The organism is Micromonospora trifolii, assembly GCF_022229005.1.
In the GTDB taxonomy this organism is placed as follows: domain Bacteria; phylum Actinomycetota; class Actinomycetes; order Mycobacteriales; family Micromonosporaceae; genus Micromonospora; species Micromonospora trifolii.
The window spans coordinates 43,655-56,089 of sequence record NZ_JAKKFD010000037.1; the positions used below are offsets into that span (position 1 = coordinate 43,655).

Below are 12,435 nucleotides of genomic sequence, written 5' to 3' on the forward strand. Positions count from 1 at the left end.
TAGCTCCGACTACAACAGCGTCAGCTGCTCGGCCGCCGCCGGTGGCGGAGGCTCGGGCAGGCTGCGGTTGTCGCCCCGCTCTCCGCGGTGCAGCCCGTGCCGGCGGGCGGCGATCCGCACCCGTGCGGTCAACTCCCGCTGGTATGCCTGCGGGGCGTACGCACCGGCCCGGTACAGCTCGCGGTAGCGGGGCACGAGGTGCGGGTGCTCGCGGGCGAGCCAGTGCGCGTACCACTCCCGGGCACCGGGACGCAGGTGCAGGGGCAGGGCGGTCACGCTCGTCGCACCGGCGGCGGCGATCGCCGAGACGGTGGCGTCGACCGACTCGTCGCTGTCGCTGAGGCCGGGCAGGATCGGGGCCATGAGCACGCCGACGGAGAAGCCGGCGTCGGCGAGTGCCCGGACGGCGTCCAGTCGGCGGCGTGGGTGCGGTGTGCCCGGCTCGACGGTGCGCCAGAGATGCTCGTCGACGAACCCCACCGAGAAGGAGATGCCCACAGTGGTGACCTCGGCGGCCTCGCGCAGCAGCGGCAGGTCGCGCAGGATCAGCGTGCCCTTGGTGAGGATCGAGAACGGGTTGGCGAAGTCGCGCAAGGCGCCGATGATCTGCGGCATCAGTCGGTAACGACCCTCGGCGCGCTGGTAGCAGTCCACGTTGGTGCCCATCGCCACGTGCGCGCCCCGCCAGCGCGGCGCGGCCAGCTCCCGCCGGACCAGCTCACCGGCATTGACCTTGACGATCACCTTCCGGTCGAAGTCCGCGCCGGCGTCGAGATCGAGATAAGTGTGGGTATTTCTCGCGAAACAGTAGACGCAGGCATGAGAGCAGCCCCGGTACGGGTTGATCGTCCATTCGAACGGGACGCGGGACTGCCCGGGCACCCGGTTGAGGATGGACTTGGCCTGCACCTCGTAGAAGGTCATCCCGGCGAACTCGGGGGTGTCGAAGGTGCGGGCGACGGCGCCGGGCAGCGCCAGCGGCAGGGGTGGCGTCGCTGGCGCTGCCCGCTCGGGGTCTCCCTCAACCGGGGGAGCGGTGAGGTTGTCCCAGCGCATGGCCACTATTCGAACACGTGTACGAGGCAAGCGCAAGTGACCCGCCGTACACCGGTGGGCGTTCGGGCGGTCGGAGAGGGGAGGATGGACGCCATGGAGACGTCGACCTTCGTCTACGACGGGGACTGCGCGTTCTGCACGAGCTGTGCGGAGTTCATCGAGCGCCGCATCCCCACCGCCGCCCGGGTGGTGCCCTGGCAGTTCGCCGACCTGGACGCGCTCGGCCTCACCACGGCCGAGTGCGAGGAGGCAGTGCAGTGGGTCGGCGCGGACGGCTCGCGCGCGGCCGGTCCGGACGCCATCGCGAAGCTTCTCGCCGCGAGTGGTCCGCTCTGGCGGGTCGCCGGCGCCGGCCTGCGGATTCCTCCGGTGCGCGTTGCGGCCTGGCCGCTGTACCGCTGGGTGGCGCGCAACCGGCACCGGCTTCCCGGTGGCACGGCTGCCTGCTCCCTCCCGCAGGAGGCCCGGGAGCGGCTCTACGGGCCGGCCGGCCGCCCGACCACCGGCGCCTGATCGTCGAGCGACCGCTCCGCGCCGGCAACCACCGGGTCCTGGTCAGCCGGCACCCTCTCGACGTCGGTCTGGCGCGGTTCCGGGGCATCCGTCGTCGCCGCCTCGGAAGGGCTACGGCCGATGAGCCGGCGGGCCCAGACCAGCGGGCGCACCCGCTCCAGCGGTAGGAAGCTGGTCATCGCGGCCAGGTGCGGCGCGAACGAGATCGTGATGGTCGCGATGGTGACCGCGTGGAACGAGTAGAAGAAGCCGACCATGGCGAGTCGCCAGCGGGGTGGCAGCAGGAAGACCACCGGGCTCAGCAGCTCGAACGCCACGATGCCGAACTGGGCGACGATCAGCAGGTGCGGCACCTGGGCGATGAGGTCCGCCAGGTCGGTGCCGCGCCGGATGATCGCGCGGGCCAGGACCGAGCCGGTCAGCCAGTCCAAGCCGCCGAAGCGCAGCTTGGCGAAGGCGGCCAGGAAGTACGTGCAGATGACCGCGATCTGGGTGACGCGTAGCGCCCAGCCGCCGGCCTCGGTGCGGGTGGTGTCGCCGTGTCGGGCCCGACCGGCGGTGGGCAGCACGGCCAGCGCGACGAGCAGCCCGAACCGGTCGTGGTCGACCTTCCCGTAGCTCATCGCGATGATCATCCACTCCAGGTACAGCGCGCACACCGCCCAGCCGAGCAGCCGGGGCGCTCGTCCGGTGGCGGCGAGGAGGGCGAGCAGCAGCAACGCCCAGAAGATCACCGTCACCAGCGTCTCGGTTGGCGTCGGCAGTGGGAGCAGGCGGCCGATCAGGAGTGGCCGGTACAGGTCGCCGGGCACGCTGACCCGGGTGCGTACCCAGGGGGTGAAGATCACCAGATCGGCGGCGACGAACAGGTAGATCAGAGTGCGGAAGGCGGCCACCCGGCCCCGGGGTACGGCCTCGGTCAGCCAGCGGTTCATCGGGTGGCCTGCCAGCGGACGACGGTCTGGTCGGTGTGCTGGCCGGTCGGTCGGCCGCCGCGGATGCCGTGCCAGCGGATGACGATGCGGACCTCGACCAGCGCGGGAGCGTCCGGGTGGCGTTCGGCGTACGCGTCGGCGACCTCGGTGAGCAGCGTCGGGTCGGCGGCGTATCGGGCCTGCTGGCCCTCGATCTCGGCGCGGCGGATTCCTGTCGCGTTCTGGTCGAGGTCGATCAGCGTCCCGGAGCTGTTCACCCCCTCGACGCGGGTGTCGGGTGCGGGTGCGTTCGGCGGGTTGGAGGTGGAGTACATCCGGAACGGGCCGAACGGGAAGTCGTCGTCGCTGCCCCAGAAGGTGCCGACGACGAGCAGGACGAGCCCCAGTGCGGTAGCGCCCAGCCGGGTCACGCGCCCGCGGGTGGTCAGGTTCTCCATCGGGTCGTGACGATACGGGATGTACCGACGGCCTCGGGTCCCTCCGACGGGCAGTTCGGCCTGACCAGGCAGGTGATCATGTGGAGGTTGCTGGGGGTACGACGAAGGCCGGGCCCGCATCGGGCCCGGCCTCGCGTGTCGTCGCGCTGACGACTCAGTGGTTGTGCTCGGCCAGCTGCTTGCGGACGTCGTCCATGTCCAGCGCCTCGACCTGCTCGATCAGGTTCTCCAGCGCGGACTCGGGAAGGGCGCCCGGCTGGGCGAAGACGATGACGCCGTCACGGATCGCCATGATCGTCGGGATCGAACGAATGTCGAACTTGGCGCCCAGCTCCTGCTGAGCCTCCGTGTCGACCTTGCCGAAGACGATGTTCTGGTGCTTCTCCGAGGAGCGCTCGTAGACCGGGGCGAACCGCTTGCACGGACCACACCAGTCGGCCCAGAAGTCGACCAGGACGATGCCGTCGTTGCCGGTCACCTCGTCGAAGTTCGTCGAGGTCAGCTCAACGGTTGCCATTGCACTCTCCGATCACCGCGGTTTATCTACGTCCCGTAGAACCAGGGCTGACCGTATCGAATTCCCGGGCGGTGGGGCACGAAACGTGCTCGGGGCTGCCGGGGGGTGCCGCAGGTCATCGACAGGCATCTGTTCACACCCGACCTGCGGAACGCAAGTGCATGACGCACTTGCGTGACCTGCGGTAATGGGAGCGTTTCCAGGGAGATCCACGCGATTGAGCACTACGAATCGGTAACTTGGGCCTTGACAAGGAGGTATCCCGCCTGCGGAGATCGCTGATCAACCTCCGCTTCGTCACGGACAGTAGTGTTACAAAAAGATAAATGTGACCGCGATCTCTGTGAACCTACGCAGGCGTAGGGCAGAATTCCTCACATCAGAGCGTGGGCGGCGGGTGCCGGGGAGGGCCCCGCCGCTCATTGCGTCTCCCCCCAGGTGAGTGACCGGTGTGACATTTCCGCCGCCGTCGCGCCCCGCCGGTCGCCTTAACCATCGGTAAGGCATGCTGTGCCGAACTCCATCGCCGCCCGTCGAAGGGACCAGCATGCAGTTCGGTCGCTACTACGAGGAGTTCGAGGTCGGCGCGGTCTACCGGCACTGGCCGGGCAAGACCGTCACCGAGTACGACGACCACCTCTTCTGCCTGCTCACGATGAACCACCACCCGCTGCACATGGACGCGCACTACGCCGCGACAGCCAGCCAGTTCAAGCGCAACGTCGTGGTCGGCAACTACATCTACTCGCTGCTGCTCGGCATGTCGGTGCCCGACGTGAGTGGCAAGGCGATCGCCAACCTGGAGGTCGAGTCGCTGCGGCACGTCGCGCCGACCTTCCACGGCGACACCATCTACGGCGAGACCACGGTGCTGGACAAGCGTGAGTCCGGCTCGAAACCCGACCGGGGCGTGGTGTCGGTGGAGACCCGCGGCTACAACCAGGACGGCACGATGGTCTGCGTCTTCCGGCGCAAGGTCATGGTCCCCAAGCGGGAGTACGCGGCCGCCGCGGTGCCCGACGGCGTGGATCCGGAGCGGCCCAGCTTCCCCGAGCCGCGCTGACCGTCGCGGCGGGCTCGACCGTAGACGAACACGGGCTCCTTCCCCACCGCGGGTCTGCTGGGGAAGGGGCCCTGTTCCCGTCTCGGGGCATATGCTGACGCCGGAGGTTCCGATGAGCCACTCCGTAGCGGGAGAGCCGTCCTCTGCCGGCCGCCGAGCCGCACCGTTGACCACAGCTGTCTACTCCGCCGCCGAGTGGGATCTGCTCACCAGCCTGCCCGGTCGGGTTCTCGTGGCCGCCGCGGCACCCGGTCCTGGCCGGACGGAGCGTGGAGTGTCGGCCAGCCTGGCCGGGCTGGATGCCGTGGCCGCGGGCCGAGCCTCCGACAGCGACCTGGTCCGCGCGGTGGTCGCCACGATCTACGCCCGCCACGACGGCGCCCCGCAACCCGCCGAACGGCTCACCGACCTGGTGGATCTGCTGGCCGCCTGCCGGGCGGCGAGCCGGGTCCTCCGGCGACGGGCCGACCCCGCCGACTCGGCCGCGTACCGCCAGTGGGTGCAGTCGGTCGCGGCCCGGGTCTGTCGCGCGGTGCCCGGTGCCGGCGTGCGCCGGGCGGACCCACCGGCCAACCCGGCGGACCGGCGCTTCCTGGACCGGCTCGGTGCCGCCCTCGACCTGGGGTGACCGGCAGGTCGTCGCGGCGGGCGCCGACACGGTCCGTACCCTCTGATGACCGTGACCGACGACCAGCTTGAGGTGGGTGTGGGCCCCTGGCCGGGGGACCCACCGGACGACCCCCGTTACGACCCCCAGCTGCTGGCGGAGGGGGACCGGCGCAACGTCGTCGACCGCTACCGCTACTGGCGGCACGAGGCGATCGTGGCCGACCTGGACCGGCACCGGCACGGCTTCCACGTCGCGATCGAGAACTGGCAGCACGACTTCAACATCGGCACTGTGGTGCGCAACGCCAACGCGTTCAACGCCGCCGAGGTGCACATCGTCGGACGGCGACGGTGGAACCGGCGCGGCGCGATGGTGACCGATCGGTACCAGCACGTACGGCACCACGAGACGATCGAGGAGTTCGTGGCCTGGGCGGCCGAGCGGCAGCTGCCGGTGTTCGGCATCGACAACCTGCCCGGGTCGCGCCCGCTGGAGACCGGCACCCTGCCGCGGGACTGCGTGCTGCTGTTCGGTCAGGAGGGGCCCGGCCTCTCCGCGCCGGCCCGTGCCGCGTGCGACCAGCTCTACTCAATCGCCCAGTACGGCTCGACGAGGTCGATCAACGCGGGCGTGGCCAGTGGAATCGCCATGCACGCCTGGATCCGTGCGCACGCCGGTACGCCGCCGGACTGACCCACGTACGGTGCCGAATCGGACGTTCCGGCTTGACGTGCCGCCACTGCGGGGAGACGGTGGGGATGTGAGTGTCGCGGTGAGTTGTCCGAGATGCGGGGGCCCGGTACGGGCGCCGGATCTGATGAACACCGACTCGAGGTGCGTGCGCTGCGGCCCGGTGCCGCCGCTGCACGTGCCGGAGCACATCGGAGCGGACATCGTGGCGAGCGTGGTGGAACGGATCACCGCGACCGGCGATCCGCCGGTGACGCCGTTGTGGTGCCCGTGGCCGCTGCCGCCCGGTTGGACACTCACCGGCGTGGCGTACGCCGGGGACGACCGGACGGGCGTGCGGGCGACGGTGGTGGCCTGCGCGGGCCCGGCCCCGCTCGGTGGCGGCCCGGCCGATCTGGTCTTCGTGGCCGAGGAACCGGGTGTCGGCCTGGGCACCAGGCTCGCCGGTCTGGCCGGCCCGGATCCGGGGCCGGAGTTGGTGGACGCGCTGACCGACCCGGGGTCGGGTCACCCTGACCACGTCGGACAGGCGAAGATCAAGGTCGGCGGGCACCCCACTCCACTGTGGTTGGTGAATTCACCAACGGATCGAAGCGCGTACGCCGGCGAAGCTCGGGGAATGTGGCTCCATGCGATAGCCTGGCCGGCGAGTGCGGGTCACCTGCTCGCGGAAGACGTCGTGCTACACGACCTGACCGAGTGGACTCCGCCCGAGCTCGTGTACGGCGCACCGTCCCCGTATCTACCCGGTAGAGCTTGACAACTCTTCCGGATTGACGGAGAACGGACGCAGATATTCACTGTACGACACCACACTGATACTCTGGGTGCCGCTGCGGTAATGGGACCCGGCGCCGCGCGAGAGGATGGCCCGCCATGGTCAAGAAGGTCCTCACCTGGGCCGGAATCGCATTCTTGATCTTCTTCGTCGCCTACCGGCCAAACTCTGCGGCGGACGTGTTCAAGTCGCTCGGCGGCGGGATCATGGATATTGCCCAGGGGTTTGGCGACTTCTTCACCAGTCTCGTCGCCTAGCCGCCGATGGGCAGCCCCTCCGGACCACCCTTCGACCCGGACGACCCCGACCGGGAGCGCCGCGAGCGCGACACCGAGCCGATCCCGCGGATCGGGCCTGATGACGGCCCGGGCTACGGGGCCGGTCCCGGCCTGTCCGACGGTCCGTCCCTTTCGGACGACGTCGGCTATGGCGACGGGCCCGGCTATGCCGGCCAGGGTCGTTCCGGTCGGGGGTGGGTCCGTGATCCGGAGGCCAGCTACCAGCCACCGCAGATCTCCGAGGACGAGCTGGCCGGGTTGCGCGCGGACGCGACCGGCTCGACCCCTCGGCGGGTGCTGCCACTGGAAGACGAGCCCAGTTCGCTGGTGGCTCGCTACCTCTTCCCCACCGAGCGCTACCGGGGCGAGTGGAAGCGACACTGGATCCACCTCACCAACCCGCTGTTGATCGGCGTCGCGGCGACCTTCGTGCTCGGCTACCTCTCCGGCTTCCTCGCCGGCCAGGACGTCGGCGTGCTGACCACCATCGCCGTGCTGCTGTGGTTCGCGGTGATGGGCTGGGTGGCGTGGAAGGTCGCCGACTGGTGGTATGACCGGTTCATCCTGACCAACAAGCGGGTCATGGTGGTCAACGGCATCGTCACCCGCAAGGTGGCGATGATGCCGCTGGTCCGGGTCACCGACATGAAGTACGAGCAGACCCCGACCGGTCGCGCGCTCAACTACGGCACCTTCGTGCTGGAGTCGGCCGGCCAGGAGCAGGCGCTCCGCGAGATCAAGAACCTGCCCAACCCGAACGAGCTCTACCTGCGCGTCGTCGAGGAGATGTACGAGCCGCAGGCGGTCGAGGCGCGGCTCGGCAAGGAGGCCGACGAGGCCAAGGCCGACGACGGGGCGTAAAGGTTTTCGACCGAACATCGGAGCAAGTGCGCACCTTTCGTCATGGACCAGAGCGCCCCTGACGTGGCACTCTGCCAGGACGGCAGGGGTGTGGAGGTGGGCGGTGGCGAGCAAGGACTCGTTGGAGGAGCAGTTCCGCGAGTTCGTCGCGGCCCGCTCCGCCGCGCTCCTACGCACCGCTTATCTGCTCACCGGAGACTGGGCCACGGCCGAGGATCTGCTCCAGACCGCGCTGACCAAGACCTACCTCGCGTGGAAGCGGCTCGGCGGAATCGAGGCCGTCGAGCCGTACGCCCGGCGTGTGATGGTCAACACGTCGACCAGTTGGTGGCGGCGACGCTGGCACGGTGAACGCCCGACCGAGGTGCTGCCCGAGCGGGCCGGCGTCGACGAGATCGAGCAGCAACTGGACCGTGACCTGCTCTGGCGGCATCTCCGGGAGCTGCCCAACCGGCAGCGGGCAGTGTTGGTGCTGCGCTACTACGAGGACATGTCGGAGGCGCAGACCGCCGCGATGCTGGACATCTCACCGGGAACTGTGAAGAGCCAGGCGTCCCGGGCGCTCGCCACGCTGCGTCGGCGGCTCGGCGCGGACGCACCGGAGCTCGCGGCCGCCGCCGGCATCGCCGCCCGGCCGGCCGCTGCCGCCGGTGCCGCGACCGGTGCCGCCGGCCGGACCACGGGCTCGGGCTCCCGGACCGGGCGGGTCCCGACCGGTGCCGCCACACCCCGGCCCGGACGGGCGGCCAGCCAACCCGTGCCCCGCCCCGCCGCGTCGCGCCCCGCCGTGCCGCGTGCGATCACCCCGCAGGTCGTGCTTCCCACCGCCCCGGCGGCCGTGCCCGTCGGCACGGGCTCCGGGGAAGGGCAGTGAGTCAGTTCCCAGGCCGGCGCGACAACCTGACGGCCGGCCCGCAGCGTTCATACCAGGTGCGGCCTGACGAGCTGGAAGGTGCGGTGCGGGAGACACTCTCGCACCAGGTCGCCCTTGCCCGCCCACTGCGCGTCGATCCGGCCGGCCAGGCCATCCGCCGCGCGAACCGCATCCGGCGTCGACGCACCGCCGCCGGCCTCGCCCTCGCGGCGGTCACCACAGTGCTGCTCAGTGCCGGCATGGCCCAGCTCGGTACCGAAACCAGGCGGGACGGCTCACCCATCGTGGTGATCGGCGACCCGGACCCGACCAACCGACCGCTCCCGACGGCCAGCGTTCCCGGCCCCGCACCCTCGCCCACGACGTCGTCCTCCCACCTGGTCGGCGAGACGTTGGTCAACGCCGACGGGCGGCGGCTGGTGCTGCCCGACGTCGGGCCGGCCGAACACGTCCAGCCGCTGCCCAGCGGCGGCGGTTGGCTGGTGATCGGTGCGCCGAGCATCGCGGGACGCTCGCTGTCGGTCGTGCAGGACGACGGCCTGGTGCAGGTGCTGCTGGCCGGGGCCGGCGCGATCGTCCTGGCCCCGGACAGCCGCCAGGTCGCCTGGCTCGAAGGAGACGATCTGCTGGTGGCAGGGGTGGTGGGCACCCAACTCATCGGGGCGGTGCGCACCCCGGTGCCCGCGTCGGCGGAGCCCGTCCGGTTCGTCGCTGACAGCGTGCTGGTCCGACTCGACAGGGTCGGCGCCGGTCACACGCTCTGGCGGCCCGGTGCGGGGCCGTTGCCCGACGCCGTGGACCGGAAGAGCCTCAACGTCTACGGGGGGCTGCCCGACGGGCGGCTCGTCGCCCAGGTCACCACGACCGAACCGGGCCGGACCTGCCTCGCCATCCTCGCCCCGACACGTCACCTCGACCCGGTCCGCACCGGCTGCGGTCCGGGCCTGAGCCAGGACGGCGTCGGCGGGGTCTCGCCGGACGGGCGTTGGCTGCTGGTCAACGGGGGGAGCGGCAAGGCCGGTCGGTCCCTGCTGGTCGACCTCCAGCGGCTCGGGCCGGGTGCGACAGCCGTTGCGGCCGGTCCGCCGATGACCGGGGTGATCGTGTGGAGTGACGAGACCCAGGCCTCCTACCTCGACGGCACCGGCGAGCTGGTCCAGGTCGACGTCGGCCAGGTGCGGGCGGGAAAGCCCGCCACCCCCGCTGCGGTGCCCGGCGTGCCAGCCGGAGAGCTTCCGATCCTGGTGAATGGCTTCTGATCCCGGGTGACCTGGGCGACCCATGTGAGCCGGGCTCACTGTTTCCTCGGTAGCGTCGGGCGGTGACCTCGCGTACCGGCCCCGCCCCCCGGATCGACCTGCACGCCCACTCGACGGCCAGCGACGGCACGCTGACCCCGGCCGAGCTGGTCGGCGCTGCCTCGGACGCCGGGCTGGACGTGCTGGCGATCACCGATCACGACACCACGGCCGGCTGGGCGCCGGCCGTCGGCGCGCTGCCGCCAGGTCTGCGTCTGATCCGGGGTGCGGAGTTGTCGTGCCGCTGGTCCGGTGCACAGCCGGCGGTGCCGCTGCACCTGCTCGCGTACCTGTTCGACCCGGACCACCCGGAGCTGGTGGCCGAGCTGGCGCGGGTCCGGGCCGCCCGGGAGGAGCGCGGCGAGCGGATGGTCGACCTCCTGCGGGCCGACGGCGTCGACGTGAACTGGCCGGACATCCTGGCCGGCGCGGGTGGCGGCACCGTGGGACGCCCGCACCTCGCGCAGGCACTCATCCGCGCCGGCCTCGTCGGCAGCGTTCGGGAGGCGTTCGGCCCGGACTGGCTGGGCGAGCGGTACCGGCTGCCCAAGGAGGACATCGACGTGTTCCGGGCCGTTGGACTGGTCCGGGCGGCCGGAGGCGTGCCGGTCTTCGCCCACCCGCGGGCCACCCGACGCGGCCGGGTGGTGCCCGACGAGCTGATCGCCGAGCTGGCCGCCGCCGGGCTCGCCGGGCTCGAGGCCGACCACGAGGACCACAGCCCGGCCGAGCGGGAACACGTGCGGGCGCTCGCCGCCGAGCTGGGTCTGCTCGTCACCGGCTCCTCGGATTTTCACGGCACCCACAAGACAGTCCAACTCGGCGCGTTCAGCACCAGCGTCGAGGCGTACGAGCGGATCGTCGCCGAGGGGGTGACCGAGGTCGCTTCGGGCTGATCCGGGTATTTCGCCCATCGTCGCGCGGCTAGGTTGATCACGTGGATCTGAAGCTGTTCGGCGAGGTTTTCGTGACCCTGCTGGTGATCACCGACCCGCCGGGCATGATGCCGATCTTTCTGGCGCTGACCGGCCCGCTGCCCGCCCGCGACCGCAACCGGGCAGCCTGGCAGGCCGTCGCGTTGGCGCTCGGCGTCATCGTGATCTTCGCGGTGGCGGGGCAGACCCTGCTCGACTATCTGCACGTGGACCTGCCGGCGTTGCAGGCGGCCGGTGGGTTGCTGCTCGTGCTCGTCGCGCTGGAGCTGCTGACCGGCAAGGCCGACGACCCGAGCCAGCAGGTCACCTCCAACATCGCGCTGGTGCCGCTGGGTACGCCACTGCTGGCCGGCCCGGGCGCCATCGTGGCCACCATGCTCTTCGTCCAGCAGGCCGACGGGTTGGGAGAGTTCAGCGCCATCGCCGTGGCGATCCTCGCCGTGATGGTCGCCGTCTGGATCGTCCTGCGCTTCTCCGGCGGCATCGTGAAGATCCTCCGGCCGGGCGGGATCGAGGTGCTGACCCGGATCGCCGGCCTGCTGCTGGCCGCGATCGCCGTGCAGCTCATCGCCGACGCGGTGGCCGCCTTCGTCACGCAGTACGTCAACATGGCCTGACGGCACGCGCGCGATGTCGGGGGCGGATGGCAGGATCGCAGGCGTGCGACGATCCTCATCAGCGGGGCGGCCGGCCGCCGGCGGCCGGGCCCCTCGGCAGCGCGCCGGCGACGCCGAGCAGCTCGGCTTCGAGGGCATGCCGGAGCGGCTGTTCGTCTGCACCCCGAGCAAGCTCGGCGCGTACGCGGACTGCCCGCGTCGCTACCGCTACTCCTACGTCGACCGGCCCGCCCCACCCAAGGGCCCGCCGTGGGCACACAACTCGCTCGGCGCCAGCGTGCACACCGCTCTGAAGAACTGGTATGCGCTGCCCGCCGACCGCCGGCGCCCCGAGGCGCTGGCCACGCTGCTCAAGGGCACCTGGGTCCGCGAGGGCTACCGCGACGACGAGCAGGAGCGGGCCGCCTACCGGCGCGCGTTGGGGTGGCTTGAGGCGTACGTCGAGACGCTGGAGCCGGATTCCGACCCGCTCGGTGTGGAGCGGGTGGTGGCGGTCAAGACCGCGGTGCTGGCGTTCAACGGCCGCACCGACCGGATCGACTCGCGGCCCGGCCCGGAGGGGCCGGAGCTGGTCATCGTCGACTACAAGACCGGTCGCACCGGGCTGGACACTGACGACGCCCGAGGCTCGCAGGCGCTGGCGCTCTACGCGTACGCCGCCGAGCGGGTGTTCCGTCGCCCGTGCCGCCGGGTGGAGCTGCACCACCTGCCGACCGGCACTGTCGCCGGCCACGACCACACCGTCGAGTCACTGGCCCGACAACTGACCCGCGCGGAAGAGACGGCCCGCGACATCATGGCCGCCGAGCGCGCAGTCGCCGACGGCGCCGACGCGGACGAGGCTTTCCCGGTGGCACCCGGCCCGCGCTGTGGCTGGTGCGACTTCCGGCGGCACTGCCCGACGGGCTCGCAGGTCCCGGGCAAGGAGCCGTGGGCGGCCATGGACCGGCCCGCCGACGGCTGATACCCCGGC

General features: G+C 71.3%; 16 protein-coding genes. 12 read left to right on the forward strand and 4 right to left on the reverse strand.

The window, feature by feature from the left end; all coding sequences use genetic code 11:
- Positions 1-9: 9 nt before the first annotated feature.
- Positions 10-1,056 (reverse strand): Rv2578c family radical SAM protein, encoded by a 1,047-nt coding sequence (locus tag NIE79_RS22330; RefSeq protein ID WP_238680415.1) that lies wholly within the window; start codon positions 1,054-1,056, stop codon positions 10-12.
- 93 nt (positions 1,057-1,149) lie between these two features.
- On the opposite strand from NIE79_RS22330, the gene NIE79_RS22335 reads away from it, so the two are divergent.
- A complete protein-coding gene (locus NIE79_RS22335; RefSeq protein ID WP_238680416.1) occupies positions 1,150-1,569 on the forward strand; it encodes a thiol-disulfide oxidoreductase DCC family protein in 420 nt (139 codons plus the stop codon).
- Here the strand turns inward: NIE79_RS22335 and NIE79_RS22340 are convergent.
- The 3 genes from NIE79_RS22340 to trxA form a co-directional block, all read right to left on the reverse strand.
- Positions 1,533-2,504, reverse strand: a complete 972-nt coding sequence (locus NIE79_RS22340; protein ID WP_238680417.1) for an HTTM domain-containing protein — start codon at positions 2,502-2,504, stop codon at positions 1,533-1,535. The two genes, NIE79_RS22335 and NIE79_RS22340, sit on opposite strands and share 37 nt — an antisense overlap.
- Complete coding sequence (locus NIE79_RS22345) at positions 2,501-2,941, reverse strand: hypothetical protein (protein ID WP_238680418.1); 441 nt, start codon at positions 2,939-2,941, stop codon at positions 2,501-2,503. Before NIE79_RS22345 ends, NIE79_RS22340 begins: the two co-directional genes overlap by 4 nt.
- Before the next feature lie 154 nt (positions 2,942-3,095).
- Positions 3,096-3,458 (reverse strand): thioredoxin, encoded by a 363-nt coding sequence (gene trxA, locus NIE79_RS22350; RefSeq protein ID WP_007455291.1) that lies wholly within the window; start codon positions 3,456-3,458, stop codon positions 3,096-3,098.
- A gap of 547 nt (positions 3,459-4,005) precedes the next feature.
- Between trxA and NIE79_RS22355 the strand changes: the two genes are divergently transcribed.
- From NIE79_RS22355 to NIE79_RS22405, 11 genes are all read left to right on the forward strand, one after another.
- A complete protein-coding gene (locus NIE79_RS22355) occupies positions 4,006-4,521 on the forward strand; it encodes a MaoC family dehydratase (protein ID WP_030486570.1) in 516 nt (171 codons plus the stop codon).
- 91 nt (positions 4,522-4,612) lie between these two features.
- Positions 4,613-5,149: a hypothetical protein gene (locus tag NIE79_RS22360; RefSeq protein WP_238680419.1), complete on the forward strand. Its 537-nt coding sequence runs from the start codon at positions 4,613-4,615 to the stop codon at positions 5,147-5,149.
- A 51-nt stretch (positions 5,150-5,200) separates the two neighbouring features.
- Complete coding sequence (locus NIE79_RS22365; RefSeq protein ID WP_091397287.1) at positions 5,201-5,824, forward strand: TrmH family RNA methyltransferase; 624 nt, start codon at positions 5,201-5,203, stop codon at positions 5,822-5,824.
- Positions 5,825-5,903: 79 nt separating this feature from the next.
- Positions 5,904-6,581: a DUF6758 family protein gene (locus NIE79_RS22370; protein ID WP_372471748.1), complete on the forward strand. Its 678-nt coding sequence runs from the start codon at positions 5,904-5,906 to the stop codon at positions 6,579-6,581.
- A gap of 116 nt (positions 6,582-6,697) precedes the next feature.
- On the forward strand, positions 6,698-6,856 hold the full coding sequence (locus NIE79_RS22375; protein WP_007455302.1) for a hypothetical protein: 159 nt from the start codon (positions 6,698-6,700) through the stop codon (positions 6,854-6,856).
- A 6-nt stretch (positions 6,857-6,862) separates the two neighbouring features.
- Positions 6,863-7,738: a PH domain-containing protein gene (locus tag NIE79_RS22380; protein ID WP_238680420.1), complete on the forward strand. Its 876-nt coding sequence runs from the start codon at positions 6,863-6,865 to the stop codon at positions 7,736-7,738.
- Positions 7,739-7,841: 103 nt separating this feature from the next.
- Complete coding sequence (locus NIE79_RS22385) at positions 7,842-8,612, forward strand: SigE family RNA polymerase sigma factor (protein ID WP_238680421.1); 771 nt, start codon at positions 7,842-7,844, stop codon at positions 8,610-8,612.
- Positions 8,609-9,871, forward strand: a complete 1,263-nt coding sequence (locus NIE79_RS22390; RefSeq protein WP_238680422.1) for a hypothetical protein — start codon at positions 8,609-8,611, stop codon at positions 9,869-9,871. Before NIE79_RS22385 ends, NIE79_RS22390 begins: the two co-directional genes overlap by 4 nt.
- 62 nt (positions 9,872-9,933) lie before the next feature.
- Positions 9,934-10,806, forward strand: a complete 873-nt coding sequence (locus NIE79_RS22395; RefSeq protein WP_238680423.1) for a PHP domain-containing protein — start codon at positions 9,934-9,936, stop codon at positions 10,804-10,806.
- 41 nt (positions 10,807-10,847) lie between these two features.
- Positions 10,848-11,462, forward strand: coding sequence for a MarC family protein (locus NIE79_RS22400; protein ID WP_091394729.1), 615 nt, complete (start codon positions 10,848-10,850; stop codon positions 11,460-11,462).
- A gap of 13 nt (positions 11,463-11,475) precedes the next feature.
- A complete protein-coding gene (locus tag NIE79_RS22405; protein ID WP_274524494.1) occupies positions 11,476-12,426 on the forward strand; it encodes a RecB family exonuclease in 951 nt (316 codons plus the stop codon).
- Positions 12,427-12,435: the final 9 nt, after the last annotated feature.

Excerpts from the sequence above, each read along its gene's own strand:
- NIE79_RS22330 (WP_238680415.1), bottom strand. The coding sequence starts at position 1,056 with ATGCGCTGGGACAACCTCACCGCTCCCCCGGTTGAGGGAGACCCCGAG.
- NIE79_RS22335 (WP_238680416.1), top strand. The coding sequence starts at position 1,150 with ATGGAGACGTCGACCTTCGTCTACGACGGGGACTGCGCGTTCTGCACG.
- NIE79_RS22340 (WP_238680417.1), bottom strand. The coding sequence starts at position 2,504 with ATGAACCGCTGGCTGACCGAGGCCGTACCCCGGGGCCGGGTGGCCGCC.
- NIE79_RS22345 (WP_238680418.1), bottom strand. The coding sequence starts at position 2,941 with ATGGAGAACCTGACCACCCGCGGGCGCGTGACCCGGCTGGGCGCTACC.
- trxA (WP_007455291.1), bottom strand. The coding sequence starts at position 3,458 with ATGGCAACCGTTGAGCTGACCTCGACGAACTTCGACGAGGTGACCGGC.
- NIE79_RS22355 (WP_030486570.1), top strand. The coding sequence starts at position 4,006 with ATGCAGTTCGGTCGCTACTACGAGGAGTTCGAGGTCGGCGCGGTCTAC.
- NIE79_RS22360 (WP_238680419.1), top strand. The coding sequence starts at position 4,613 with ATGCTGACGCCGGAGGTTCCGATGAGCCACTCCGTAGCGGGAGAGCCG.
- NIE79_RS22375 (WP_007455302.1), top strand. The coding sequence starts at position 6,698 with ATGGTCAAGAAGGTCCTCACCTGGGCCGGAATCGCATTCTTGATCTTC.
- NIE79_RS22380 (WP_238680420.1), top strand. The coding sequence starts at position 6,863 with ATGGGCAGCCCCTCCGGACCACCCTTCGACCCGGACGACCCCGACCGG.
- NIE79_RS22405 (WP_274524494.1), top strand. The coding sequence starts at position 11,476 with ATGTCGGGGGCGGATGGCAGGATCGCAGGCGTGCGACGATCCTCATCA.